The organism is Parasulfuritortus cantonensis (assembly GCF_004337445.1).
GTDB classification, from domain to species: domain Bacteria; phylum Pseudomonadota; class Gammaproteobacteria; order Burkholderiales; family Thiobacillaceae; genus Parasulfuritortus; species Parasulfuritortus cantonensis.
The window spans coordinates 25,685-50,139 of sequence record NZ_SJZB01000003.1; the positions used below are offsets into that span (position 1 = coordinate 25,685).

Below are 24,455 nucleotides of genomic sequence, written 5' to 3' on the forward strand. Positions count from 1 at the left end.
CCATCACCATTTCCCGCTGGCGCCGCCTGTGCTGGCGCCATCTTTCGCCCGCGCGACGGCATTCTTGTCTGTTGGTTGCCCTGTTAGGGGGTCCTTGTCGCCGAGGTGGTTGTTCCAATAAGAGGTACTACCCGATCTGTCTTTGTAGGCCTGCCTGTCGGCCTGCTGTGTTGCCCCGACCTCGGCTCTGGTACGCGCCTCCTCTTGTTCGGCCTCCCCTTTCGCGGCTTCGACCTGCCCGACTAACGGCGCCCCCTTGGTTTTCGGATCCTGCCATCCGGGCACTTCTGGCACTAATCCCTTATCTTTCTCATGTTGCGTAGCGACGGTTCCTGCGGTCACCGGAGTGCCGTCAATCGCAGGAACGCCGAGCGCCGCATAAGCACCACCGAGACCAGCATTCGCCTCCGGAGTCATGGGCTGCCGGTTCGGCGGCAATCCTGCCCGCTCCATCCACACAGGCGAGCCATCCAGGGCGCGCCCCATCTCCCCTTCGGCGAAGAATTTGGCCATCCAGTAGGTGGCCTTGTCCCCTGTCAGTTCCCCCATGTCCCGGATGCCATACTCGCCCGGCGCATTGAGGGCATGCCGGCGGACATAGTTGTGGAACTCAGGAATCCAGTTGATCTCGCCCCGCGCCGCCATGGCCATGACCTTTTCGGCGCTCTGGCGGTACTCGCTGGCCTGCTCATGGGACTTCTGGGCCGCCTGGGTATGGGTCAAGGTATCTTGATGGGCCGCCTGGATCTGGCGGGCGCCATCGTCGCCGCTGTGCAGCCGCTTCTGGAACTCCTGGCTCTTCACGAACTCGTCGGCCAGAGTGTGGGTGTCGGTAATGCCCGCCTCGCGCGCGGACATGTGCGCCTTCGCCAGGGTGGCTTGCACTTCCTCGGTGCTCACCTGCCTGCCGGTGGCCCCCGCCGATGCATTGATCGAGGCCGCCAGGCCGGTTACGGCTGAAAGCGCCCCAGGAGTACCGAAGCTACCCTGGAGTTTGATGGAAGCCTCAAGAACCCTGGCCGCTGTCTCAGAATCCGTAATCCCAAGATCGCTCTTGATCTGATCGCTGATCTTGTTCATCCGGTCGATCTTCGTGGCCAGGCTGGCATTGTCGCCATGCCGCCAGGCATCCCCGTAGGTCTTGTCGCTCCCCCATTTGTGGGTTTCGCTGAGGATGGTCGACAGGGTAGCCGCATGGGTCTGTTGTGCCGCCTCGGATTCCTGGGTAGCCATCCGTTCGGCATTGGCCGATGCGGTGGACAGGCGGCTGCTGATCTCGATGGTATTGCCGAGCGACGCAGCCCCACGCCCCAGGTTGGCGGCGTACCGGAAGTCCCCGGTCTGCAGGTCCGTTGTGCTGGTCCCCAGGGCATTGGTGTATTGATTCATGAACGCATCGGAGCGGTTCGGCGCCAGACTCACCTGATCCATGCTCACGTTGCCGGAGTAGTCCCCTGCCCCCCTCGACCCGAAGCTGGCGGATGTTCCAGTTGCCGACATGAAGCCGATGGCGGCATTGGCCACCTGGTTCATCCCGAAAACGATGGCGCTGGCGATCAACGGCACCGACACCAGCAGCCAACTGGTGATGGCCAGCTCGGACACCGTGGTGTTGTAGATGGTCGGCGCCGTGGCGATGGTCAGGCCCTGGACGCCGTCATAATAGCCCGCCAAGGCAATCTCCTTGGCGGCCGCCGTGGAGTGGAGGTAGTTGACCACCGCATAAAGCGGCGGCCACATGGCCAGCCAGACCAGGGACAAGGCGTACATCTTCAGGGTGCGCAAGGCGCCCATCCCGCCCAGGATCAAGGCGACCAGCACCACCAGCGGGAACGAATAATAGACCACGGCCTGGATAGCGTTATGCAGCATCGGCAGGGCCGCCTCGGCGATCTTGCCGCCGACGATCTTCTGGGCGTTCATAGCCGCCGTGGTCTGGGCCTGGGCCAGGCCGAGCATCAGGGCGGATGGGTCATTGGTCCGCTGGCTGAACAGGAGGCCGGCGCCCCGGACGGCGTTGATCAGGCCGTTCTGCCTCACGATCTGGGCAGTGTCGGCTACCCCACCACCGATCAGGGCGCGGGTATAGGCGGCGGACAGCTGGCCCTCCAGGGCGGTACGCGCCTCATTCTCCATGGTCGGGTCGACACTGCCGGCGATCTTGCCCTTGAGCGCCGGACTGGTGCGCACGGCCAGGTTGAGGATCGCCCGTCCCACCTGGTTCGTCATGCTGTTGTCGAGCATGGTGTAGGCCTGGGTGCAGGGGTAGCTGTCGACGCTGCCGTCGGCCGCATGGACGGTGGTGAAGCGGGCCGGGTTGGTGTCGGCCATGATTGCCCAGAGATCCGTCGACTTGTTGACGAAATCTTCGGCATCGATGAACCCTTGGGAGATGTCGTAGATGGTGCAGTTGGCGACGAAGTTGACCACGTCGGCGTTGAAGTTCGGATTCGAGAAACGGAGCGTGGTGGCCTCCTTGATGAGGGTGGCCCCGAACATCATCCCGGTCTTCTCGTAGGTCAGATCGGCCGGCAAAGCGGCAGTCGCGTTCGTGCCCAACACGACTGGCAGGGTTTGGGCCGCCGTCTCGAACAGTTCCGTCAGGGTCGAGCCGATGCTCGATACCAGCGAGGCCAGCGCGGCGATGCCGGTCGGCACGTTGTCGATGACCACCGGTGCCTGGCCGGCCATCCGGTCGACGATCTGGATCGTACTCTTGGGCACCAGGAGAACACCGTTGATCAGGAACACGGCGATCAGCCAGTTGACGCCGTACATGTGCTTCATGAAGGCCATGGCGAAAAGCGCGCCCAGGAAGCCCAGGATCAACACCATGGCGATCGCGCCGGTGTAGCCGTCCGCCCCCATCAAGGCCGCCATGCCGTTGAACAGGGTGGCCAGGGTGTCGACGTTGCCGTAGCTGTAGATGGTGTAGCCGGACACCGTTGTTTCCCCCAAATCCTCAGCGGTCGAAGGCGGAGTAGGCCAGCAGGTCGAGGACCTGCTGGGGCATCGCTGCGCGCAGATCGCGCTCCAGCTGGGCCACATGGGTGATGATGCTCACGGCCGCCTGGGCTTTGGCCGCGGCGGTCTGCCGCTCGCTGTTCAGGCCCGTCAAGAACGATTGTGCCCGGCCGGCATGTATTTGCAGTTGTTCGAATTGACTGGGCTTGTACTGCGAGCCATGCAGGCCCACCGTCAGGGCCTCATGGGCTGCGCGGTAGAGCAAGGCGTAGGCGTACTCCACCGCCACGTAGTCGTTGTACTGCTCACGGATGGCCTGTGAGACAACGTCGTTGTCCCGTGTACTGCCGGCGATTGCCAGCATCCGGTAAACCGGCGCCGGCACGTTGTTGACGAAGTTGACCTCGGCGACGGTCGGCGTACCACGAGAGGCGATCTTGTCGGCCAGGGAGGCCATCAGGGCGCGCACTCTCTCGGTGAGGGGGCGGAACGGCTGGTTGACCACCACGGGATTCAGGCAATCGTCCGTATCGCCGCCGCAACTCAGCATCTTGATGGTGGAATTGCCGTCGGCATCCACTTCCGCGTCGCCACGCAGCAGGGCGGCGACATTGAGGTCGGTAGCCTCGATCGGCCTCGGATCCTCCTTGCCGTCCGTTGCCCGAGAGTAGATCGTCGTGCCAGTAATGGACATGATGAGTTCCCGGTCCTCGTCGTCCAGGTGCTCCATCCGCTTGAGGGCATGCCAGACAATGTTGCCGAAGAAGGGGACCAGAGCCTTGGTCTGGTCGTTGTCGGCGCCGGCGTCCAGGACGCTGTCGACGTCGGAGGAACTCGCACACTTCTCACGGGCGTCCGCCGCGTCGCTGGATATGCCCAGGGTGGTGGCGATCGATTCGCACGTTTTTGCGGTAGAAAAGCCAAGCAGCTGATTGGCCTCATTGAGGGCCATCTTGGCCCCCTCGCAGCTCGAGATGGACGCCCGGTTGACGATATTCTCGATGGACTTGAACCATTGCATGGTATCCCCGAGCAGGGGCTCGACGGACTTGATGGCCAGTTGGAACAGCACGCCCGGTATGGCCGACGTGATGTTCTTCAGCATGTTCTTGAACTGCTCGGAGGAGATGTGGCTGAAGGAACCGCCGAAGGCGTCGATCCCGCCACAGGAGTTTCCGGCCCTGATGTAGGGTGCCTGGACCGACAGCAGCTGGTAGGTCTTGTTAGGCACCCGGGTGAACATCGAGCCCATGGTGTAGGTGTTCATGGTCTGCCCCTTGAAGGCCTGGGGCGCCGTGGTGTTCGTCATGCCGTTGAACATGGTTTCAGCCTGCGCCTGGAGGGACTCGCCGGACGACAGGGAGGGAACCGACAGCAGCGCAATCGCCAGCGCCAGGGGCTTCCAATGGATATTCTTCATGGTCATGGTTCGAATCCTTCCAATGAACGGACGGGGGTGGCCGCATCGACGTACTGGCTGGCGCTGGGGTTGGCGATCGCCACCAGGCGGTCGATCAATTCTGTTTCGGACAGCGTACCGAAGCCGACGGCGACGACATCCCTGGTGGAGGGGTTGGCCAGGTACAGGGCCGGCACCTGGGTGACGCCCAGGGCGTCGGCCTGGCCCCGATCGCGGTGCGGCCGCGGGAATTCGGGCAGGCCGCCACCGTCGAGGGAAACCGGGAAAACCTGGATCCCGGTGGCCCGCGAAAAGCCGAGCAGGACCGGGGCGAAGGCGTGGCAATGCGGACAGTCCGATCGGAAGAAGAAATACAGGACATGCCCCTTGGCCAGGCGCTCCAGGGTTTCCCGCTGAAGTTTCGCCTGCTCCTGCTTGTAGGCCTCCAGGCCGACCACGTTGACCGGCCGTTCCTGGGTGAAATCGTATTGCGGGTTAGCCCACACCACCCGCTGGCCAGCCTCGGCGAACTGGTCCGCCAGGCGCACCAAGGCGGTCCGGTACTGGACATAACGCTCCACGTTGGCCTGGGTGGGGTTGAACATGGCCACGATGCGCGCCTCTACCATGTCGGCCTTGAATTTCTCGTACATCCGGACCTCGGGGGGCTTGGCCGCCGCGGCCTCGGAAGTATGGCTATCTAGCCTGGAGTCAGATTTCTTACTGGGAGCTGGCTCAGGCTGCGGATCCTTGTACCAGAACCAGCCCGTCTCGCGTTCCTTAAGGAACGGTTTAGGCGCCTCTGTGGCCTGTGCATCGACTGCAGCAGGCATCGGGGTGGCCGACATGGCTTGCGAGGCGCCCAGCCCGCCCAGAAGGGCTGTGGCCGCCCAGAAAAGCAGAGCAATGACCTTATTCATCGACCCCCTCCCCGCTCTCCCCGATCGGGAAGCGGCCACTGCGGCAATAGTTGACCTGCCAGGCGAAAGACTGGTCGGTTGCCGGCCCGGCCTTGCCTTGCGCGTCCCGCTCGACCACGCCGGCCTGGCGCGTGACGACGCGCAGGCGTCCACAGCCGGCTTCCGTGTGGGTGCCGATCCGTTCCACGTCGACCAGAATAGGGGCCGCTGTACCGAATTGCCCGGAGAGGGCCAGGGCATCGCGGCCGACAAGGGTTCCCGCGGCTTTGCCCGCCTGCAGGGCCTCGATGAGGAGCGGCTTGATCGACGTGACGCTCTCGCGGGCTTGAACCAGCGACGGCAAGCCAAGCATGGCCATCGCGGTCGCGGCAATCATCAATGTACGGCCGGACATGAGGTGTCTCCGTGGAAATAGCAGGAGGTGGCCCCTGGGGTGTCGGTCTCCGGCATGACCTGCTCCATGAACTCGGTCAGGTCCATGGCCGAGAGATCGAGTTGCTGCAACTCGGCTGGCGTGAAGCCACTACAGTTCGGACGCCTGGCGGATCCCATGCTCCGGCCGAGTTGCGCCTTGCCCTGTTTGTTGATGAGCTTGGCCAGCACCGAGTTGAAACAACAGTAGGACTGCTTCCGTTCCAGGCAGGGCCCGAAAAGAACCTTCTTTGAGCAATATGAGCCCAGGCTGACGCACAGCTTGGCGTCCTTGCGCATGGCCGTCTCCTGGTCGTTCTGACTGCAGTCCATCAAGCCGGAGAACTGCAAGGCCATCATGGCGATGGTCCAGGGCCCGGGCACCAATGAGGAGAGGAAACCCTCGACACTGACGTCGCCAGCCAGCATGCCGGCCAGCGCCGAATTCGTGCCCGAGCCGAACAGCGTGGAGAACCCGGCAATCACCATATCGGGAGCCTGAGAGGCAAACAGCGCGTCGTAGGTATAGGTCGACGCCATCGCATTGCCGGCCGTGCTCATGACTCCGATCGCGGAATTGGAGAACGCGCTTCCTGACCCGCTACCGCCAGCGCAGCAGTTCACCGCCCCGAACAGCTTCTTTTTGCACGTGCTCTTGTAGCCCTTGAAAATTTCCAAAGTATCCGGGTCCATGTAGCCGCCTGCCTCGCGCCCGGCCTCCATGTAGGCCACGACCTCGGCCAAGTCGCTATCCGCCTCGTTGCCCGGGTCCCAAGCGGCGCCGGTCTCGGTCGTTTGCGGTTGGCTCTCGCAGGTCGTAACCGTCTGCTGAGAGGTATTGTCCTCGACCTGGATGCGCGAATCGGACGGATCCAGCCAGCGCACGCGGTTACTCAGCCAATTGCCAGACGAATTGGTGTTGTCGACGCACCGCCATATGACCGGATCCAAGTTGGCGAATATGCCTCCCGAATACTGGCTGATTCTGGTTAGTACCGTGCCTTGCCGACAGCAGGCCACCTGGTCGTCGACAGGCAAGCAGTCATACCGGGTGTTTTGAAGTCCTTGAAGAAGGATGGCGTACATCTGGTATGAGCCGGTGGTTTCCGTACTGGTGGTGCAGCTATATGTGCCCCTATGCCGAGCCCTTCTTCGTCGCTGAACGAAATCTGACCGGAACGAAGTAAGTCCGCGTCGGTGTATCCGCTCATGGCGGCCTGATATGTCGAGGCGGGTTGCATGTTTGCCGATGCGGCATTGATGGCCTCGCATTCCACGTGCGCGCTCGGATTGGTCGCACATTGGGCCGCCATCGCTATGCTGCTCGCCTCCGCCCCGGATGCGGTGGCCTGTGGCAGAGTACCGCCAGGTAACGCGGTGATAGCCGGAGCGGTCCATTGCTGGTCGGATTGCAGGCCGCCGTTGATCGTCGAGATCGACGCCTGGCCCGCCGTGCGTGCCTCACTCGCCGCGTCGGCATATGCGGGGCCGGCAACGCACGTGATAAGTGCCGACACCATCCACTTTCTCATCGCCCTGCCCTCGCTTTCTCAACCTGGGCGTGGAAATCAGGCTGCAGGCGGTCGATGGTATCCAAGGCATATCCAATGCTCACGTCGCCGGTGAGCCGGACATAGTCGGTATCCGGCAGGCATTGATCGTCGCCGCAACCCAGAGACTGGGCGCCGGCGCGGGTGAGAACGAAGACCGGCACGGCTTCGACGTTGAAGCGCCGGAAGGCGTCGGGGTCGATGGTCCAGGCCACCCGCCTCTCGCCGATCAGTTTCTGTACGGCGATAGCGGTCTTGCTGATGGATCGTTCCACCATCCCGCGCAACACCAGGGTCGCTCCGGTCGCCTCGGCGTCGGCAATCAAACGCTGCAGGCTGGCGCGGGGCATGCTGAGGGAAACGAACACGGAGAGGCCGCCGGGAGCCGCGTCGCCGCCTCTCTGCCGGTCCAGGTAGCCCTGGAAACGCTCGGCGAGCTGGCCGACATCCTGCACCGGCACGCTGGCCGGTTTGGGCAGATTGTCGACGCTGGCGGCCTCTCCCGAGGTCCCGACGGCGGTACCGATCCGCTGGCGCCACCCCGCCTCGGCATCGTCGGCGGCACGGACGGCCGCATCGATCCGGCCTTGCCAGTCCACTATCGCCGCGTCGGTGCCAGCCTGCGCAGACGAGCCCTGCACCACCTGAGCCAGAAGAATCATGACGAGTAAGAGTCCGTTACGCATGGCGAAGTCATCAGTAGAAGGTCATGCAGCAGTTCCGCTTGCGGAACAGCAGGTAGGCAAAATCCTCGCGCCCCGGAACCTCCTTGCCGGCGCCCCACACGATGGAGGATTCCCCGAAGTTCTGGCAGCACTTGCCGTTGACCTTGGCCGTGTTCGGTACCGGGTAGACCATCTGGGTCTTGTACGCCTGGCGATCCATGACCATGTTCGGATGTGGACCGCACAAGGCTCCGGAACCGTGGTATTCCCAAGCGACGGAGAACTTGTGCATCTTGGCCTGCAGGCGTTCCGCCAGCAGAAGCGACGTGGCCACCCCGCCGGTATGGTGCGGTACAAAGCCCTGCATGGGATGGAGGGACCCCTGGCACCCCGCGCACCAGAACAGGCTGGAGACGGGCTTGCTGGTGGTCGATGCGACGCAGTCGCCGGCGCAGGCTGCCAGTGCGACCGGGTTGGCGAACAGCAGGGCCTCCGGGTTGATCCAGGCGGAAAGATTCGGGTCGATCCAGGTCGGGTCATATTCGGTGATGAAGCCGATGTCGATCGAGTTCTGCACCAGGCACGGGTGATCGTTCATCACGCCCAGGACGTACATGGCCGGGAAGGTGTAATGGTGCGCCTGATAGAACGCGGTCGAGGTGTAGTTCTCGGGGGTCTTGGAATTCCTGGAATGGCGCCCGGGCATGGATCCCGTATCCAGGCTGAGCCCCCCCAGGGTCGGGAAACAGAAGGGTTCCCGCGGCACTTCCGCGAGTTGCGCGGGCTCCCAGAATCCGAGCGTCAGGCCGATCTTCGGGGGAAATCCTCCGCACATGCATACTGGATTACCCGGGTTGTCGATATCCGTCTGGCCTCCGATGTTGGCGATGTGCGCGCTGCCGATAGACAGCGGCAGCATGCACCGCCAACAGATGTCCGTCACAAGATTGGGGAAACGGCCAGTGCAGCCGCCATTCACGATGCTATCCTCGGCTGTGGCCGGCATGGCCTGGCCAGCGAGAACCGCCACCGCCAATGCGAGGATGCCCAGGTGCCGCCTCATGCTCATGGCTTGATCTCCTCAATGGTCAGGAAGCGGTCGGCCGGCCCGGCCTGGGTGACCAGCGCCGGGACGTTCTCAATGCCGAATCGGTTCGTGATCGCTCCGGCTTGGTCGAAATAGACGGGGCGTTTCCATTCGCGCATGAGTTGCGGCGGCGAGCCGTCGACCAGAATGATCTTGAGCCGATCGCCCCAGCGGGCGATCAACCGGCGGGCGACCGCCTGCTGGGCCTTCTCGCGGCCGTTCATGAGCAACAGCGCACCGGGGAACGGCGCGATGTCGGCGGGGTTGACCGTGGTGCCGGCCGGGAATAGTACCCGGCCAGACTCATCGAGGACGTCCTCCGCCAGGGTGATACTGGGATCGAAGCGCCGGATACGGTTGACCTTGGCTGTGCGGAGCCCCTCGACGGCCACCGGATTCTCAAGCGTTTGACGGGCGCGCTCCCGCGCATCGAGCATGATGCGCCGCCACTCGCCGCTCTCCACTTTCTGGCGCGCGATCGCCTGGATCTCGTCCAGGAAATCGGGTTCGGTGATGGCGTAGGTCTTGCCGATGAGGCCGAGGTCCACGGCCTGGCAGGGGGCCGTGAGGCCGGCCAGAGCCAGGAGGATCAACAGGTGGCGCAGGCAAGCCAGCATGGTCAGAACACCGGATGGGCGACGCCGATCACGGCATCGAACGGCACGAGGCCGCTCTCGGCGTAGCGGCTGTCGAACGACGCCGGGTGGTCGCCTTGGGCGAACAGGAATCCGTCCGGTATCGTGCCGGGCCGGATCGTGGTCAGCCGCACGCCCTTGTGGGTGTGCTCGGCGGCCTCGCCGACCAGGCGGCCGGCCACCCAGACCCGGCGGCCGTCGACGAGGATCGTGTCACCTGGGATTCCAGCCACCCGCTTGAAGAAGGTGTGCGACGGCAGGCCTTCGATGGGGCCACGGTACGTGTACAACATGTATTCGCCCCGCGCCGGCGTCCGGCCGTATTCGACGCGGGCCACGGTCCAGGGCAGCGACGGGCTGAGGTTGAACCGGTAATGCATTGCCGTCCAGACCAGGACGGGCACGATGATCAGAGTAGCCGGCCAGTAGCGCAGGGGTGAGAGCAGGAGGGCCAAGGCCTCGCGGCCGAGCCACGCAAGAAAGGCGTAGATGCGCCCGCGCGGCGCCCGCGTAAAAATGGGGTGTGGGCACGCCATCCGCCGGGCCCGCATTACATCCCCACCTTGGCGCGCAGGAGCGGCGTCAGGTCCTGGACCTGGGCCGTCCTGGAGGCCACTGCGTTGCCAAGCAAGACAACGCACCCACACTCGTTCGAGAGCGACGCAAGAGCGGCCGGCAGGGTCTTGGCGAAATCCTGCGCGGCCGCCACGGCCTTCTTGCGGTCATCATCGGTCGCGTTCCCGTTGGCGACCAGCTTGGAGAACTGCTGTTCCTTTTCCCGGTACACGGACGCCAGGTCGACCACGCCGATCCGGATTTGCCGATCAATGGAAAGATAGTGGTAGAGGCCGACGGCGCCCAGTGTCAGCACGGAGTTGGCCAGCAGAATGAACATCCAGTCGCGCGCCGTCATCAGGCCGCCCTCCCGCCACGTCGTTGCAACAGAATCTCGATGGCCTCGTCGAGGCTATGCCCCTGAGCCTGCAGTTCGTCCAGGGGGGCGTTGTCCTCGTACCGATTGGTGAACAGCAACAGGGTGCGAGGATCGAGGATGAGACGCACCACACCCTCGCCCATCGGGCTGTAGACGTAGGCCTCCGAGTAGGCCCCGTCCTCCTTGCGCAGGCTGGCCAGGAGGCGCTTGCGGCCCTCGTCCAGGTGGAGCTTGCCTTCCTGGGCGAGCTTCTCGATGGATTCCCGCCGCTGCCGCAGCACGATGAGGAAATCCGACTGCGCGAAGGCGGCATGCAGGGCGTCGGAAGCGTAGTAGTGCTCCACCATCTGGGTCGCGGTGATCAGGGCGCCGCCGTATTTACGCGCTCTGAGCGCGGTCTCCTCAATGATCCGCGTCAGCGTGTTGTCGCCTTCGGTGCCCAGCTGCTGCTTCAATTCGTCGATGATGAAAAGCTTCTGCCGGTTTCGGGTAAAGAACATCTGGGAGGTGATCCGGAACAGCATGGCGATCATCACCACCCGGTGCAGGGCCGCCGACCGCTTGAGGGACTCCAACTCGATGACCAGGTGGTTGACGTCGAAGTTGATATTGGAGGGGCCGTCGAAGAACTCGGCATAGGCGCCCCCCTGGGCGTAGGGCGACAACATGGTGGCCAGGTCGTGCAGCCGGCCGTCGAAAGGGTCGTCGTCGTTGATACGGCCGCGGGCGAACCAATCGCGGATGTCGGTGATGGTGGTGTCCCGGCCTTTCTGGTCCCAGATCCGCTTGATGACCGTGCCCACGGCCTGGTACTGGAACGGATCCAGGTCCGCGAAGGGCGCGGCCATCTTGGCCACGACGGCCTGCAGCATGTCCATGTCGTCGGTGATGCTGACGACATGGCTGAACGGGTTTACGTTAATGCCGGAGCCCTCCCGGATGTCCAGGAACATGCCGCCGGTCTTGCTGACCAGGCGTTCCGCGCTGCGGCCCAGGTCCAGGTGCCAGACCTTGGCGCCAGCACCCAGATAGCTCCAGGTGATCTCCTGTAGCCAGGTCGATTTGCCGGAGCCGATGCCGCCGACGATGGCGACGCCGTAGCCGCCCAAGGTGTTGTCGTAGAAGTCCAGCGAGATGAGCTGGCCGCGCCGGCCACCGAGGATCATGGTCGGCGTCGGGGTGCCGGACCACTCGGCGATCATCGGCGCCAGAGCCGTGACGTTCTCGTAGCTCTTGGACGATGGCACCTTGAAGCGGGTCAACAGTTTGAACATGGCGCCGTCCAATCCCATGGGCAGGGACGCCAGCAGGATCGTGCGCTGGATGTAGGTCATGTGGCACAACTCGAATCCCTGGTCGCGCCAGATCGACTCGGCCGCCTTATCCGCCGTCGAGGCTTGGTCCTCGGTCGGGAACAGTAGGAGCGTGTGGTAGGCCTTGACCAGGCCACCACCACCGTCCACGACCCGCAGGGCCTCGTCCCAATCTTCCTTCTTTTCCTGGAGGTCGGGCATGAGCGGGGCCATTTTGGACTGGGCGTTTTGCGTCGCCCGGGCCTGGTTCATCACCACGCTGGCCTTGGTGCCGGAGGGATCGGTGAAATACGCCCCCATGGTCAGCAGGAAGGGGCAGGGATACTGCAACGAGGACTGGGTCAGGTCGCCGATCAGCGCACCCATGCGCCCCAGGGAGAACCGCTTCGGATAGCCCTTCACCGCATAGGCACGCATCTCGACAGGCAGGTCCGGGTGGCGGGTATTGGTGAACCGCAGGCCTCGGCCGTGTTCGGTCTGCAGCGTATCGAAGTCGACCATCTGGGCGTTGAGCAGGCGCCCCTGGTCGTAGTTGAATGAAGGCAGGTCGCTGTGCAGCCGGTGCGGGTTGCAGAAGTCGGCGCACCAGTTCAGGAGGTCGCCCGCCTCCCATTCACGGGCTGGAAAACCGGCCCCTCGCAAGGTGGTCACCATACCGGCTCTGGAGTTCAGAAGTTCCTGTATGCGGGCGTGGTCGTTGAAGCGGATCGGAACGGTGACCGACAACACCAGGCGGAAATCACGCAGCAGGTAGGAGTAACCACGGGTCAGGGACTGGTGGGCGGCCCTGGCCAAATGCTCGAATCTTCGCCGGGCCAGGGTCCGGTAGATGTTCTTGTTGCGGGCCGGCCGGCCCGCCTCGTCGGAACGTTCCTTGATATCTGAATCAGACACCCGGAGATTGGCGTACTGCGTCAGCCTGCGTCGTATATGCGGCGTGCCGAACAAATGGAACTGCAGGCCGGTGCCGACCGGCCAGCCATGCAACAATCCTTCCAGGATGTCGGCCATGGACTGATCGGATCCGGACTGGGGTGCCAACTCGAGACAGAACCCGACCTGGTTGCCCAGGATGAAAAGGTTGGTGTCGCTGTCCCAACTCCGATACGGTAAGTAAGTGGAAAACTGCTGCGAATCGCCGCCGTCCTCTTCTTCCGCCCTCGGCTTGAATAGGCCGGCCAGCCAATCCAGCCAGCCCGGGAGGGTCGCGTTCGTGTCCATGGTTCAGCGTGTGGGAACGAAGGGGAGGCCGGCACCGGCGGCGGGGGCGCGGGCGGGAGTGAGGGCGGGGACCAGCGTGGGAACGGCCGTGGCGGCAGCCGGCGGCTCTTCTTCGCGGGACTCCGCCGAAGAGGAGGCTGGCGGCGCCTTGAGCGTCGCGGAGAACCCGGCATGAGCCCGTTCGCGCACATGCTCCATCATCCAGTTGCCATCATCCAGCCGGACGACGATCCAGGCGTCCTCGTGCAGATCGCCATCGGCGTCCTGCCAGGGCGCCACCCAGATGCGCTGTGTGTTGGGACGGGTCCGGAGGGGGACAGGCTCGCCGTCGGCCGCTGCGGAGGCAACCAGCCGTGTGGGCGGGCGCGAGTCGGCGCGATGGGGGCGGGCGTTTGGGATTCCAACGCCGGATCCGCAACCTTGTTCTGGCCCTGCACGCTCTCCTCATACACCTGGCTCATCGGCTTGCAGGTCACGCCCTCGCTCAACGGGCAGGACAGCCGGTCACTGGAGCCGGACAAGCCGCTCAGAGTAGAACAGCCGCCCACCAGGAGCAGGACCGGCAGAAGGGATGCATGGCGCTTCATTGTGATACCTCTGAGATGGCATTGGAGGTTTGCCCGGCCGCCAGCCAGGCGGCCAGGTCGCGGGCGTTCATCGCCCCCATGGAGACGCGCCCGTCAGCGGATACCAGACCCGGAGTGCCGCGGATGCCGAAGCGGTTGGCCAGGTCGAGGTTTCGCCGCATCACCCGCTCCGCGTCGCAGGACGGCGCCGCAGCCTTGGGTTGTTCGCCGCGCAACATCCAGGCGGACCAGGCGGCTTGACGATCAGCCGCACACCAGATGTCCCGTGCGATGGCCATCGAACCCTCCTGCAGGGGCAACACCACGACGTGGATGTCCACGTCGGGCAGCACCGCTAGGGTTTTCTCCATCTGGCGGCAGTGGATACAGGCCGGGTCGGAGAACACGTAGACCACGCGCCGTCCCTGCCCCTGGGCGACGCCGGCGTCGAGCAGCTGGTCGGCGGCGATCGCCGACACGTCGACCCTGGCCAACTCCTGGAGGCGTTCCTCGGTCAGGTCGCGGTTGGCGGCCAGGTCGAAGATGTGGCCGAACAGGAAGTAGGTGCCGCTGGCGTCGACGTAGACCAGCTTGCGACCCATGGCCAGTTCGTAGACGCCGGGAAGCCCGCTCTCGCGTACCGCATCGATCCGGGTGGCGGGATAACGAGCCGCCAGGGTCGCCATCACCTGGTCCGGAGAAGAGTAGGCCGGCACCTCGGCCGCCTGGCTGACGGCCGCCAGGGCGGCCAAGGCAACTACGGTGAGGAGACGCTTGATCATTGGTCACCCCGACGCATCGACAACAGGTCCGGTTGGTCCGGCAGCGGGACATCCAGGCTCGTGCCGCGCGTGAACGCGATGTCGACCTGCCGCTGGGCATCGATCTCGATTACCGGGTAGGACTTGTCGGCAAGGGAGATGTAATACTGGGCCAGTCGGTCCATGGCAGTGTTCACGCCCTGGGCCATGCCTGTCTGGAATTCCTTGCCCGGATCTGCTTCGGTGACGGTGGTACCGAGTGCCGTGACGCCTGTGGTGGAGGACTGGTAGACGATGCCGCGGCCGATGCCCGACACCACGCCTGCGAGTAGTGCATTGGCCAAAATCTGCCCCTGTTTGCTCACCAGCCGGCCGCGCATGCCGACCTTGCCGTCCTCGCCGTAGACCGTGCCGGACACGTTCTGCTCCAGGACTTGGCCATCATGGCGGACACAGGACAGTTTCTCCAGACGGAAATACGCCCGCTCGGACGACAGGTCGCCGTAGGCGGCCGTAGTCACCATGCAATCCTTGACGTTGGCACGCCAGTGGTTGGGCAGCCAAGCGAGATCTTCGATATGCAGGAACACCGGCAGCGGATTGGATTGGCCGCTGCCGCTGGTGGGGGCGTCAATACCGCCCAGGAGGCGAGCCTTCACAAAACCGATCGGCAGGAAGGTCTTGCCGACCTGACGCTGGGAATCTTTGTCGGGTTTGCCAGCTTGGTCCGCTTTGCCGGATGGCGGAAGCGCCGGCGTGGCCTGCGGGCCACCTTGAGGAGCGGCAGCCGGCGCCTGGGGCGCCCGGAAGGCGGCCAGGCTGATGCGACCAATGCCGGGACGCGGCGGCAACGGGGCCGCGACCGGAACGGTTGTGGCGGGTGCGGTTGTGGCGGCCTGGCCGGGCACCGGCGGCGGGATGAATTTCGGGCCTGGCCTGGCCTGGCCGGGATTCGACGGCGAACCGGGCGGATAGTCGGCCCGCGCGGGAGCCGCACCCTTGCCGGCCTCCTGCTGGTGTTTCAATTCCTCTTCCAGTTTCTGTAGACGAGCGACCAGTTCTTTGTTCTGGGTATCGCTCTCGCTGACCCGCCCCTTCAGCACAGCGATATCGTCGCCGGCCTTGTACAGCCAGCGCTGGGCATCGGTGACCACCTCACCGGGAGCCGTGATGGCCTTGACCGCGACCTTGCCGGGATCCACGCCCTCCTTCTGCTCCGACTTGGGCTTTGAGCCAGACGACAACAGCAGCACGAAGAGCCCCCAGAGCCCGATCACCAGCACCAGGATGATGGCCAACTGGGCGCGGCGAGAGTTCTTGAGGCCGCGCATGCCGGACCAGGCCGGCGCGACGCCCGGGGTTTTGGCGGAAGAATTAGTCACCGCGCCGCTCCCTGATCACATGGATCCGGGTGGTGTCGCCCGGCTCCAGGGCCTCGCGCTCCACCGCCACGGCGGCCACGTCGGTGTCGAAGAACTCCCGTGCATCGAGCACCATCGGTGCATCAGAGATGTTGGTTAGCGAATACACGGTGCCAGCCAGGTACGGGTTCATGACCCGCCTCATCTCGACGAAGCGAGCTTCCTGCCACAGTTGGACCGGCCGTCCCAGGTTGACGGCGGTGTAGCCCGCGGGCACGGTCCTTGCGCGTAGGGCCAATTCCATGGCCTTGATCTCGCGGATCCGATCAGGTGCTGCGTCAGCCGCCGCCGGCGGGGTATCGAGCGGCAGCGATCGGTCCTTCAACACGACCGTGTCGCTGGGGATGTCGAAGGGAGTGAGCAGCAGGGTGTAGACCGTTCCCTTCTCGGTTTTGACGAAGATGTTGATCGGTTTGCCCGGCGTCGCCATCGCCGACGGGATGACATACAGTTCGCCGCTGGCCGCATCGGGAGAAGCCATCAGTTCGCCAGCCTGGTTGTCGGGCGAATAGATGGAGCCGAACACCTCCAGGATGCGCGCCCCCTCGACCTTGATGCGCGACGTTTCCCGCACGGCGATCCGGGCCGACACGGCGCCGTCGGGCTTGACCTCGTATTGCTGCAATGCCCAGGCCGGTGCCTGGACCATGGCCAGCGCGGCCAGGCAGAAGGCGAGGCTATTGTTCCAGTTCGTTTTCATCGTCAGTCTCCGTCTCGGCCAGGACGGCCTTGAAGTCATCGATCTTTACCCGCCTGAACTTGATGAGTTGGGCCTGGCCGCCCACGATCGAGAAACGTGCCAGGTAATGGCGAAGTTCGTTCTTCACCACAGTGCCGTTGATCGTCACCTTGAGATACCCGGTCAGGATGGCGGCCAAAGCATCCGGGGCCGCCTTGGCCACGCGCACGTCGAATGACGTGGAAGCGTTGTCCCGGCGGATCTTTTCGGCGTTGATACGCAGTTTCTGCTGCAGGGCGCCGTGATAGTCCGGGTGCGCCAGCTTGAGCAACAGGTCGGATTTGTAGGCCACGTTGTCGGGCGTGACATCTAACGACAGGAACGATACCCACTGGGCCATCTGGGTCAGGTAGGTATCCGACGCGGTGCCGTTCGTGATCCAGAACGACTTCTCGATGTTCGGCGGTGTCACGACGGTCCGGCTGGAGCCCATGCTCGACCAGACGAGCATGAGCGCCAGGATCAGCAAGAGGATCAGGCCGGCCACGGCCAGCCAGAGGTTTTTGTTCTGAGTGCTCAGGACCTGGACGTCGGCCTCGTATGCGTCTTTTTTCATCGTTCCTTCCTGGTCAGCCCGCCAACTCACGGTAGTGGGAGGGGGGTATCACGCCACGCGGTATGAGCAACATCAGTTCCTGGGGCAGCCACCAGTACAGGAAATGCCACAGGTAGCCGGTGTGCCGCATGGCCTTCAGCTTGGAGATCCGGGAACTGGCGTAGTACCCCAGGGCGGCACAGACGAAGAGTCCCCACATGGTCCCTTTCACGAACCCCAGGAAGAGGAAAAAGATGAACGTGATAGACACGTCCATCTCCCACAACCCGAGTTTCCAAGGATCGTCCAGGTGCCGAAGGATGCGGCTGCCTTCCATGGGTCAGAGCATCGCGCCCGCAACGGCAAAGCCGGCGGTCAGGCCGACGGCGGCGAAGATCGCCAAGCCGATGTAGCCGAGTACCGGCGCGAAGTTGCGCAGGGCGGCCAGACCGATCAAGGCCACCAGGAAGCCGATGACGATCACCAGGGCCTTGAGGCCGGTGTTCATGTCGGCGAACTGCTGGATGGCCGCCTGCATGGGGCCGAGGCCGGTGGCGGCGCCGACGTTGCCCATGTCGAGGCTGATGGCCAGGGCGTCGCCGGTCACGGCAGCCAGGCCGAGCACACTGGCGACGTACCAGGCGGTGGTCTTGGTGTCGATGGCGTGTTTGGCCTGGACCAGGCGGGCGGAAACTACTTTGGCGAGTTTCATGATTTACTCCTTGGGAATATTGAGTGAGCTGAAAACGGTCCGCGCGGTGCGGTCCAATGCCCGTTGCGGGAGATCCTCGATCTCCAGGGCCTCCAGCACGACGGCTGAGACGACATCCTTGAGATCGAAGCGCACCCCGTTCGGGTCGCTTTGATGACCGTATGTGAGCCTCTGGAGCTTTTTGAGCTTGTCGAAGGCTGCTTCAGAAACCAGGATCGAACGAAAGCCCGGAGTGACTTTCTTAACGCGTGTATCGTCGTTCAAGGCTTTCCCTCCATCTGGATCAGTGGAACTCGTCGCGGGGTCCGGAGCATTTGCCGGTGCGCTCCAGGTTCAGGCGGGCGCGGTAGACCGCCCAGGCGTAGTCGCTGCGGGCCTTGCGGCAGGCATGGCCCTTCAGCTTCGTGCAGGCGGCGTTGTAGGCGCCGACCGCCTCCCAGGTGTCGCCGTATTTCGCCTTCATTTCGGCGAGCACGTACGCACCCATGTAGATGTTGGTGCAGGCATCGAATAGGAGGGCGGGATCCAGGCCGAAGCGAGCCGCATGGCTTGGCATCACCTGCATGACGCCGCGCGCACCGACCGGACTGACTGCGTTGATGTTCATGGAGGACTCGACACAGGCGATGGCCCCTAATTCCATCGGATCGAGGCCGTAGGCCCGGGCCGCGTCGCCCCAGCACTCGGCATCGGCGGACCGGGTAAGTCCGATCGACATGATCGAAACCAGAAGAAATGAAACTAGGCGCATTGACAGTACTGGATTTGCAATGCGCTCACCCTAACCGGTTGACTACTGATAAATCCGATAAAAATAAAACGAATTAATAGCCTAGCGGTGCTGTATAATGTTTGCCCCGCCCAGGCGGGCACGGTTTAATAACGCAATATAAACAATGCGTTAAGAAACGTGACGGGTATGAAAATGGTGTGCAACGGCCAGCAAGACAAAAAATAAAATTGTAAGTGGCCGAACCAAAGGGCGGCCCGATCGCTTAATTCCCGCGCTCGGGCCTAAAGGCGAAAACAGAAAAAGCTACGGTAAAACAACGGGATAAAGGTAACCCCATAGGGCAAGGGGAAAAACGGGGCCAGCATTATACGCGCCCGACATCGTGGAAATTCGTTTTATTTTTATCGGAATTTCCAGGTATCGAGGGCCGTAAGCTGGCTTTCATGAATACGTTCCCCGAACCGGACAAAAGGGTCGCTGCTTTGCTGGCGCAGGCGGGCCTGGGCCACTGGCGCAGCATCCTGTGCGAGATGTTCCGCAGGTATGAAGGCCTGCAAGACCTCACTATCGGAATGAACGAAGGGGCGCGGCCTGAAGTGGTGGCCCTGCTGCGGATGTGCATCCGGTCCGGTGTGGTCCTGGACGATCGTGCGTTCGCCCACGCGATAGCGGGCCTGGGCTTCCTGGATTACCGGATCCACCGGGCCAATGACCGCACGATGCTGGATGAACGCTGGGATCCGGCCCTCATGGCCCTGTCTGAATTCCGTGCGGCCGGACCGATTACCGCCTACCCGGCCGCCACTCGGCCCTTGTCGCCGGCCCTCACGGCCAGGCACCTCCTGCGCCAGTTACGCCAACATGGAGATCGCTGACTACCTATTCGCCGCGGTGCCGGCCCTGGGGTTCGGCCTGGCCGCGGCATGGTGGATGCGGCGGCGCCCGGAGGCGGCCCATGTGCCAGAACCGCCCGCGCCCCTTCAGATAGCCAGAAACTGGCCCGCCGCCGCCCTCCCCGTGCTGGTCGGCGACAAGGTCATCGAGGCGACGGGGACGACGGCGGCGCTGGAGGAGGTCCGCCTGGCGTCCGGGCTCACCGAACCGACGTGGCGGACCCATGTGGTGCCGACGATCCGGTCGGTAGCCGAAATGACCCAGCAGCTGCCGGCCTCCGAAGCGCACCACCATGCGCAGCCGGGCGGCCTGTGGATCCACACCGTGGAAACCCTGCAGCACGCCGCCCGGCTGCGCCAGGGCCGTATCCTACCCCCAGGTGCCGACATCGAGGCCCAGGGCCGCATCCAGCACATCTGGACGGTGGGCATCTACATCGCCGCCCTGCTCCACGATGTCGGCAAGACGGTGGCGGACCTGCGAGTCACCCTGTTTTCCGCCGCGTCGCCGAGCGGAGCGACCTGGAAAGCCCTGATGGGGTCCATGAACGATGCCAAGGCAGAGGCCTACGTGGTCGACTTTCCCCGCGCCCTCGAGCGGGACTACCAGGCCCACCAGAAGATCGGCATTCAGCTGGTGCAGCGATTGGTGCCGACTGAAACCCGGATCTGGCTCAGTACCGACCAGGCTCTGCTGGACAGCCTGATGGGCTACCTGGGCGGCGACCTGCAGGGACCGATCGCCGAGATCGTGCGCGAGGCCGAGGCCGAGAGCGTCCGCCGCAACCTGGCGGCGGGGACGCGGGTGCGTTTCGCCACGTCCAGGGCAACACCCCTGATCGAGTTGCTCATGCACGCCTTGCGCTCCATGCTGGCCGAGGGCGGCCGCCTCCCCTTGAACCGGCCCGGTGCGGCCGGGTTCTGCGACGGCGCCGACGTCTGGTTCGCGGCGGCGCGCCTGGCGAATGAGGTGCGGGACTGGCTCAAGAAGGCCTATCCGGAGGAACCCGTACCCGGCGAGACGATGAATGATCGGCTGTTCGATACCTGGCAGGAATACGGCGCCTGCAAGCCGAATCCGGACACCCAGGGGGCCATCTGGTCCGCCCGGATCGAGTTCGCCGGCGCCCAGGCCATCCGCCTGGGTGCCCTGCTCCGCTTCCCCCTGGAGCTGCTGTACCCAGCCCCATCGCTGTATCCGCCCTGCCTGGATGGTCGGATCATCTGCGATGCCATTGGGGCCGCGACCGGCGCAGCGGACACCCAAGCCGAAGCCAGCCCGGTCCCGGAGGCGGCCAATGGCGAGGAACCGCCAGTCACCGCCACGCCGGCGCCGGCACCGGCGGCGCCAACGCCCCAGGACGGCCCGGCGACGGCCGCGACAACCGGACCTGGCCCAGCTACCCCGATACCGGACAACAACCTGGCGCAACCAGCCCCGGCGCCCACGCCGCGCCTGCCGAACATACAGGGCTTGACCACCAAGGCCAGAAAGCCGCCGCCACTGGCCCAGACCAGCCAAGCCACCCAGGCGGCGCCTGCGCCAATCCAGCCCCCAGAATTGATGCCCCGGCCGATTATCGGGATGAGGAATACCTGGATGAATTCGACGCCGCACAGCCCATGGTCGTGGGCAGGAGCGTTGCCGGGCCGCCCCCGAGCCCCCGCGCCTCTCGGCCGCCGTGGTGCCCCATGTCGCCCTCCCGAAGGCGCCACCCTCCCCCGCAGGCAAGAAGACCGGCAAGAAGGCCACCGCGCCCACGGACGCGGCACTGAGCTTCATGGGCTGGGTCCAGCAGGGGCTGGCTGATGGCAGCCTGCCCTACAACACCTCGACGGCACTGGTCCACTTCGTGAAGGTCATCCTGCGCGACGAGAAGGAGGAGACCATGATGCTGCTCGTCTCACCGGCGGTTTTCCGGAAGTTCGCCGAGGCCTACGGCGACCAGGCCACCGGCGGCGGCGACGGCCCCGACACTGAAGCCACGCCGGGCAAGCTGGGCATGGGCATCCAGATGGCGTTCACTCAGGCCGGCTGGCATCAGCCTGCCGGCCGCGGCCGCAATGTCCACCGCTTCCAGGTCATCCGCCGGGGGGAAAGCGGCGGCAGCCTCCTCAACGGCTTCCTGGTGACCAATCCAGAGCGGTTCGTCAATCCGGTGCCGCCGCCAAATGACCGCCTACGCTACTGGAGCCAGAACGTGACCGTCGACAAGTCGGAGGCCTCGGCATCATGAGCTATCCCATCGATAACCTGCTTCGGCCACCGGTCGAACTCTATTCCGCCGGCACCCTGTTCGTCGGGTCGGCCATGTTGGCCGCTACACCACCCTGGGTGCCGGTCAGCGCACCCACGGCCATGGCCCTCTCCCTGGGGCTCCTGGTGGGGGCTTTGTGGCGAGGCCGCCAAGCCTGGACCGTGCTGCGCTATCAGCGCAACCTGCGCACCTTGAGACGGTACTCTCTCAAGCCATCGGAGATCCCTTGGAGCAACGAGGTGTTGTACCTGGGCATGGGGTTTCGCTGGACTGCCCTGCACACCCAGCGGCTGCATCAGGCCCAATTGCCGAAAAATCGGCGTTACGCAGAACAGACGCGATTGTACAAGGCGATCCGGCGCTTCGAGTTGACGGCAGAGCACGACCCTCGACCCCGTATCCAGCAGCTACGCACCCTGTTCCGCCAAGAGGCCTGGTGGAACAGGTGGAAGCCGCTGCCGGACGTGGGCGGCAACCCGGCGCTACATGGCGTGGAACCGGACGAGGAGCAGGTTTCCATGCCGCTCTCCGGACGAGTAGGCCATATCCTGGTCCTGGGCACAACGCGGGTGGGCAAGACCAGGCTCGCGGAAGTGCTCATCACCCAGGATATTCGCCGCGGCGACGTCGTGGTGGCATTCGATCCGAAAGGCGACGCCGACCTGATGATCCGCATGTACGTCGAGGCCCACCGTGCCGGCCGGCCCTTCTACGTCTTCCACCTGGGTTTCCCGCATATCTCGGCACGCTACAACCCGATCGGTTCATTCTCCCGCATCACGGAGGTCGCCACCCGGACGGCCGACCCCCTGCCCTCCGAGGGAAACTCCGCAGCCTTCAAGGAATTCGTCTGGCGCTTCGTGAACGTCCTGGCCAAGGCCATGACTACGCTCGGCGAACGGCCGGACTTCCAAAGCATCTACGCCTATGCCGTGGATACCGAATCCCTGGCTGTGCGCTACTTCACCTGGTGGCTGGATAGAGTCCGGCCTGGCTGGAAACAGGAAGTCGACGCCCTGGAGGCCTCCCAGGCCAAGGCCCTGGCCGAGGGTGCCAAGAAGAGCGGCCGGTCGACGAGCACCCTGGCCATCCTGGGCTTCATCCGCGACAACGACCTGCGCGATCCCGTAGCCGACGCCCTGCGCTCGGTGCTTTCCAACGACCGCACTTACTTCGAGAAGCTGGTGTCTAGTCTCTACCCGCTCCTGGAGAAGCTCACCACGGGCAAGATAGCCGACCTGATTTCCCCCGACTACACGGCCCTGGATGATCCCAGGCCGATCATCGACTGGATGAACATCATCAACCACGGGGCCGTGGTCTATGTCGGTCTCGATTCGCTGTCGGACCATGAAGTGGCCGGCGCGATCGGCACCTCCATGTTCGCCGACCTGACCAGCGTTGCCGGCCAGATCTACAAGTTCGGCGTCGGAGTCGGCCAACTGCCACCCGGCCGGCGTCGGTTGGCGCTACATGCCGACGAGTTCAACGAACTGGTCGGCGACGCGTTCATACCGATGGTCAACAAGGGCGGTGGCGCCGGCTACCAGGTCACCGCCTACACCCAGACCTGGCACGACGTCGAGGCGAAGGTCGGCGATGCGGCCAAGGCCATGCAGATCGGCGGCAACTTCAATACCCGGGTCATGCTACGGGTCGAGAACACCGAGACCGCGGAGATCCTGACCGAGAAGCTCCCGGAGGTCGAGGTGCCTTCGATGCAGGTGGCCTCAATGGCCAGCGACTCCAACGATCCAACCGACTTCGCCGAGTTCCAGAGCCGCAATGAGGATCGCATCACCATCGAGCGGTTGCCCATGCTGACGCCGGCCGACCTAGTGCAGTTGCCCAAGGGGCAGGCCTTTGCGTTGATCAACGGCGGGCAACTCTGGAAGGTTCGCTTTCCCTTGGCCGACACCCTGAACGAATCCGGGATACCTGCCGATATCGAGGAGATGGCCCATCAGATGCGGGCGGCTCAACTCGCTCACGGACGCGCGAGTGACGCCGGCATTACCGTCATGGGCAAAGGGAGCGGCTGGTAATGCCCGGCGATGGCGCCACAATTGACATCGGGGTAACCAAAGCGGTAACCGCCCCATTCAAGATCGTTGCCTTTCTTGCGATCGCGTTTTTCGTCCTGGTGGTCGGCCGCCTGGCCATCGACATGTGGGCCCTGGCCGACCATCAGGATCTCCTCGAGGCCCCGGAATCGATCATGAAACGGGAACTCGCCAGGGCGGCAGTCTCGCCGGATTTCATGGGCCCAACCCTCGATCGAGCCGTGGCCTGGGCGGATTTCATCACCGAGTGGTTCTATCGCAAGCCTGGCCTGATTCAGCACTTGGACGATGACCAAATCGGTGAAACGGAGCGCGCTGTGAGACGTGGGGTCCGGTCCCTGGACTTTGCCGTCAGCCGCGCCTTAGTGGGTTCCCAGGTTGTCGCCATACGGGCCGCGATCCTGGTGTCATATCTGCCCTGGGCGGGCTTCCTCTATGCGCTCTCGCTGGTCGACGGCATCGTGCAGCGCTGGCTACGGAAGTATGGTGGAGGCCGCGAGTCATCAACCCTCTACCACCGCGCGAAGTACCTGCAGGTAATCTTGCTGACCGTGGCCACAGCGGCCTATCTCTGGTGGCCTGGCGATATCGACGCCACTATAATCGCGCTGGTCGCGCCAGCCTGTGCCATCCTCGTCAGGATCCAGGCCGAGTTCTACAAAAAGTATATTTAGG

25 protein-coding genes are annotated in these 24,455 nt (G+C 64.2%); 5 read left to right on the top strand and 20 right to left on the bottom strand.

The annotated features are described in order from the left end of the window. Positions 1–3 precede the first annotated feature (3 nt). From EZJ19_RS00895 to EZJ19_RS00985, 20 genes are all read right to left on the bottom strand, one after another. The gene (locus tag EZJ19_RS00895; RefSeq protein ID WP_165873402.1) at positions 4–2,943 is read right to left on the bottom strand and encodes a conjugal transfer protein TraG N-terminal domain-containing protein; all 2,940 of its coding nucleotides are present in this window, start codon (positions 2,941–2,943) and stop codon (positions 4–6) included. A 19-nt stretch (positions 2,944–2,962) separates the two neighbouring features. Then, positions 2,963–4,390 carry a conjugal transfer protein TraH gene (locus tag EZJ19_RS00900; RefSeq protein WP_131444422.1) on the bottom strand — a complete coding sequence of 476 codons (1,428 nt, stop codon included), beginning with the start codon at positions 4,388–4,390 and terminating at the stop codon, positions 2,963–2,965. Beyond that, entirely contained in the window at positions 4,387–5,283 is an 897-nt protein-coding gene (traF, locus tag EZJ19_RS00905) for a conjugal transfer protein TraF (protein WP_165873403.1), read from the bottom strand. The genes EZJ19_RS00900 and traF overlap by 4 nt, the downstream gene beginning before the upstream one ends. Beyond that, entirely contained in the window at positions 5,276–5,677 is a 402-nt protein-coding gene (locus EZJ19_RS15710; protein WP_165873404.1) for a hypothetical protein, read from the bottom strand. The genes traF and EZJ19_RS15710 overlap by 8 nt, the downstream gene beginning before the upstream one ends. Then, positions 5,659–6,780, bottom strand: coding sequence for a conjugal transfer protein TraN (traN, locus tag EZJ19_RS00910; protein WP_165873405.1), 1,122 nt, complete (start codon positions 6,778–6,780; stop codon positions 5,659–5,661). Before traN ends, EZJ19_RS15710 begins: the two co-directional genes overlap by 19 nt. 442 nt (positions 6,781–7,222) lie before the next feature. After that, positions 7,223–7,930 carry a type-F conjugative transfer system pilin assembly protein TrbC gene (gene trbC / locus EZJ19_RS00915; RefSeq protein ID WP_131444425.1) on the bottom strand — a complete coding sequence of 236 codons (708 nt, stop codon included), beginning with the start codon at positions 7,928–7,930 and terminating at the stop codon, positions 7,223–7,225. 10 nt (positions 7,931–7,940) lie between these two features. Then, positions 7,941–8,978 carry a TraU family protein gene (locus tag EZJ19_RS00920; protein WP_131444426.1) on the bottom strand — a complete coding sequence of 346 codons (1,038 nt, stop codon included), beginning with the start codon at positions 8,976–8,978 and terminating at the stop codon, positions 7,941–7,943. Continuing rightward, positions 8,975–9,613 carry a type-F conjugative transfer system protein TraW gene (gene traW, locus EZJ19_RS00925; protein ID WP_131444427.1) on the bottom strand — a complete coding sequence of 213 codons (639 nt, stop codon included), beginning with the start codon at positions 9,611–9,613 and terminating at the stop codon, positions 8,975–8,977. The genes EZJ19_RS00920 and traW overlap by 4 nt, the downstream gene beginning before the upstream one ends. Before the next feature lie 2 nt (positions 9,614–9,615). After that, positions 9,616–10,167, bottom strand: coding sequence for a S26 family signal peptidase (locus EZJ19_RS00930; RefSeq protein ID WP_165873406.1), 552 nt, complete (start codon positions 10,165–10,167; stop codon positions 9,616–9,618). 14 nt (positions 10,168–10,181) lie between these two features. Further along, positions 10,182–10,544 carry a hypothetical protein gene (locus EZJ19_RS00935; protein WP_131444429.1) on the bottom strand — a complete coding sequence of 121 codons (363 nt, stop codon included), beginning with the start codon at positions 10,542–10,544 and terminating at the stop codon, positions 10,182–10,184. Continuing rightward, the gene (traC, locus tag EZJ19_RS00940) at positions 10,544–13,099 is read right to left on the bottom strand and encodes a type IV secretion system protein TraC (RefSeq protein WP_131444430.1); all 2,556 of its coding nucleotides are present in this window, start codon (positions 13,097–13,099) and stop codon (positions 10,544–10,546) included. The genes EZJ19_RS00935 and traC overlap by 1 nt, the downstream gene beginning before the upstream one ends. Positions 13,100–13,102: 3 nt before the next feature. Next, positions 13,103–13,498: a TraV family lipoprotein gene (locus EZJ19_RS00945; RefSeq protein ID WP_131444431.1), complete on the bottom strand. Its 396-nt coding sequence runs from the start codon at positions 13,496–13,498 to the stop codon at positions 13,103–13,105. A gap of 184 nt (positions 13,499–13,682) precedes the next feature. Beyond that, positions 13,683–14,447, bottom strand: coding sequence for a DsbC family protein (locus EZJ19_RS00950; RefSeq protein WP_131444432.1), 765 nt, complete (start codon positions 14,445–14,447; stop codon positions 13,683–13,685). Beyond that, positions 14,444–15,757, bottom strand: coding sequence for a TraB/TrbI/VirB10 family type IV secretion system protein (locus tag EZJ19_RS00955; protein ID WP_131444433.1), 1,314 nt, complete (start codon positions 15,755–15,757; stop codon positions 14,444–14,446). Before EZJ19_RS00955 ends, EZJ19_RS00950 begins: the two co-directional genes overlap by 4 nt. Positions 15,758–15,800: 43 nt before the next feature. Continuing rightward, a complete protein-coding gene (locus EZJ19_RS00960; protein ID WP_165873407.1) occupies positions 15,801–16,547 on the bottom strand; it encodes a TraK domain-containing protein in 747 nt (248 codons plus the stop codon). Then, positions 16,525–17,142, bottom strand: coding sequence for a type IV conjugative transfer system protein TraE (gene traE, locus EZJ19_RS00965; protein ID WP_131444435.1), 618 nt, complete (start codon positions 17,140–17,142; stop codon positions 16,525–16,527). Before traE ends, EZJ19_RS00960 begins: the two co-directional genes overlap by 23 nt. Before the next feature lie 13 nt (positions 17,143–17,155). Next, positions 17,156–17,458, bottom strand: coding sequence for a type IV conjugative transfer system protein TraL (traL, locus tag EZJ19_RS00970; RefSeq protein WP_131444436.1), 303 nt, complete (start codon positions 17,456–17,458; stop codon positions 17,156–17,158). Between the two features lie 3 nt (positions 17,459–17,461). Next, positions 17,462–17,833 (bottom strand): hypothetical protein, encoded by a 372-nt coding sequence (locus EZJ19_RS00975; protein WP_131444437.1) that lies wholly within the window; start codon positions 17,831–17,833, stop codon positions 17,462–17,464. A gap of 3 nt (positions 17,834–17,836) precedes the next feature. Beyond that, complete coding sequence (locus EZJ19_RS00980) at positions 17,837–18,097, bottom strand: hypothetical protein (RefSeq protein WP_131444438.1); 261 nt, start codon at positions 18,095–18,097, stop codon at positions 17,837–17,839. Positions 18,098–18,116: 19 nt separating this feature from the next. Next, positions 18,117–18,551, bottom strand: coding sequence for a lytic transglycosylase domain-containing protein (locus tag EZJ19_RS00985; RefSeq protein ID WP_165873408.1), 435 nt, complete (start codon positions 18,549–18,551; stop codon positions 18,117–18,119). Positions 18,552–19,009: 458 nt separating this feature from the next. Here EZJ19_RS00985 and EZJ19_RS15715 point away from each other — a divergent pair, with 458 nt between their 5' ends. Genes EZJ19_RS15715 through EZJ19_RS01005 form a run of 5 tightly spaced genes read left to right on the top strand, consistent with a single transcriptional unit; the run spans position 19,010 to position 24,454 of the window. Next, positions 19,010–19,441 carry a hypothetical protein gene (locus EZJ19_RS15715; RefSeq protein WP_165873409.1) on the top strand — a complete coding sequence of 144 codons (432 nt, stop codon included), beginning with the start codon at positions 19,010–19,012 and terminating at the stop codon, positions 19,439–19,441. Continuing rightward, the gene (gene mobH / locus EZJ19_RS00990) at positions 19,428–21,269 is read left to right on the top strand and encodes a MobH family relaxase (RefSeq protein WP_165873410.1); all 1,842 of its coding nucleotides are present in this window, start codon (positions 19,428–19,430) and stop codon (positions 21,267–21,269) included. The genes EZJ19_RS15715 and mobH overlap by 14 nt, the downstream gene beginning before the upstream one ends. Next, complete coding sequence (locus EZJ19_RS00995) at positions 21,241–21,696, top strand: conjugal transfer nickase/helicase domain-containing protein (RefSeq protein ID WP_131444441.1); 456 nt, start codon at positions 21,241–21,243, stop codon at positions 21,694–21,696. The genes mobH and EZJ19_RS00995 overlap by 29 nt, the downstream gene beginning before the upstream one ends. Next, a complete protein-coding gene (traD, locus tag EZJ19_RS01000) occupies positions 21,693–23,762 on the top strand; it encodes a type IV conjugative transfer system coupling protein TraD (RefSeq protein WP_131444442.1) in 2,070 nt (689 codons plus the stop codon). The genes EZJ19_RS00995 and traD overlap by 4 nt, the downstream gene beginning before the upstream one ends. Further along, the gene (locus EZJ19_RS01005; protein WP_131444443.1) at positions 23,762–24,454 is read left to right on the top strand and encodes an IncC plasmid conjugative DNA transfer DtrJ family protein; all 693 of its coding nucleotides are present in this window, start codon (positions 23,762–23,764) and stop codon (positions 24,452–24,454) included. Before traD ends, EZJ19_RS01005 begins: the two co-directional genes overlap by 1 nt. Position 24,455 lies beyond the last annotated feature (1 nt).

Bases quoted from the DNA above. Each gene is read 5' to 3' on its own strand.
- EZJ19_RS15715 (WP_165873409.1), top strand. From the start codon at position 19,010: ATGAATACGTTCCCCGAACCGGACAAAAGGGTCGCTGCTTTGCTGGCG.
- trbC (WP_131444425.1), bottom strand. From the start codon at position 7,930: ATGCGTAACGGACTCTTACTCGTCATGATTCTTCTGGCTCAGGTGGTG.
- EZJ19_RS00985 (WP_165873408.1), bottom strand. From the start codon at position 18,551: ATGTCGATCGGACTTACCCGGTCCGCCGATGCCGAGTGCTGGGGCGAC.
- traL (WP_131444436.1), bottom strand. From the start codon at position 17,458: ATGGAAGGCAGCCGCATCCTTCGGCACCTGGACGATCCTTGGAAACTC.
- EZJ19_RS00935 (WP_131444429.1), bottom strand. From the start codon at position 10,544: ATGACGGCGCGCGACTGGATGTTCATTCTGCTGGCCAACTCCGTGCTG.
- traE (WP_131444435.1), bottom strand. From the start codon at position 17,142: ATGAAAAAAGACGCATACGAGGCCGACGTCCAGGTCCTGAGCACTCAG.
- EZJ19_RS00920 (WP_131444426.1), bottom strand. From the start codon at position 8,978: ATGAGCATGAGGCGGCACCTGGGCATCCTCGCATTGGCGGTGGCGGTT.
- EZJ19_RS00955 (WP_131444433.1), bottom strand. From the start codon at position 15,757: ATGCGCGGCCTCAAGAACTCTCGCCGCGCCCAGTTGGCCATCATCCTG.
- EZJ19_RS00960 (WP_165873407.1), bottom strand. From the start codon at position 16,547: ATGAAAACGAACTGGAACAATAGCCTCGCCTTCTGCCTGGCCGCGCTG.
- EZJ19_RS00975 (WP_131444437.1), bottom strand. From the start codon at position 17,833: ATGAAACTCGCCAAAGTAGTTTCCGCCCGCCTGGTCCAGGCCAAACAC.
- traW (WP_131444427.1), bottom strand. From the start codon at position 9,613: ATGCTGGCTTGCCTGCGCCACCTGTTGATCCTCCTGGCTCTGGCCGGC.
- EZJ19_RS00950 (WP_131444432.1), bottom strand. From the start codon at position 14,447: ATGATCAAGCGTCTCCTCACCGTAGTTGCCTTGGCCGCCCTGGCGGCC.
- EZJ19_RS15710 (WP_165873404.1), bottom strand. From the start codon at position 5,677: ATGTCCGGCCGTACATTGATGATTGCCGCGACCGCGATGGCCATGCTT.
- mobH (WP_165873410.1), top strand. From the start codon at position 19,428: ATGGAGATCGCTGACTACCTATTCGCCGCGGTGCCGGCCCTGGGGTTC.
- traD (WP_131444442.1), top strand. From the start codon at position 21,693: ATGAGCTATCCCATCGATAACCTGCTTCGGCCACCGGTCGAACTCTAT.
- EZJ19_RS00900 (WP_131444422.1), bottom strand. From the start codon at position 4,390: ATGACCATGAAGAATATCCATTGGAAGCCCCTGGCGCTGGCGATTGCG.
- EZJ19_RS00930 (WP_165873406.1), bottom strand. From the start codon at position 10,167: ATGGCGTGCCCACACCCCATTTTTACGCGGGCGCCGCGCGGGCGCATC.
- EZJ19_RS01005 (WP_131444443.1), top strand. From the start codon at position 23,762: ATGCCCGGCGATGGCGCCACAATTGACATCGGGGTAACCAAAGCGGTA.
- EZJ19_RS00995 (WP_131444441.1), top strand. From the start codon at position 21,241: ATGGGCTGGGTCCAGCAGGGGCTGGCTGATGGCAGCCTGCCCTACAAC.
- traF (WP_165873403.1), bottom strand. From the start codon at position 5,283: ATGAATAAGGTCATTGCTCTGCTTTTCTGGGCGGCCACAGCCCTTCTG.
- traN (WP_165873405.1), bottom strand. From the start codon at position 6,780: ATGTACGCCATCCTTCTTCAAGGACTTCAAAACACCCGGTATGACTGC.
- traC (WP_131444430.1), bottom strand. From the start codon at position 13,099: ATGGACACGAACGCGACCCTCCCGGGCTGGCTGGATTGGCTGGCCGGC.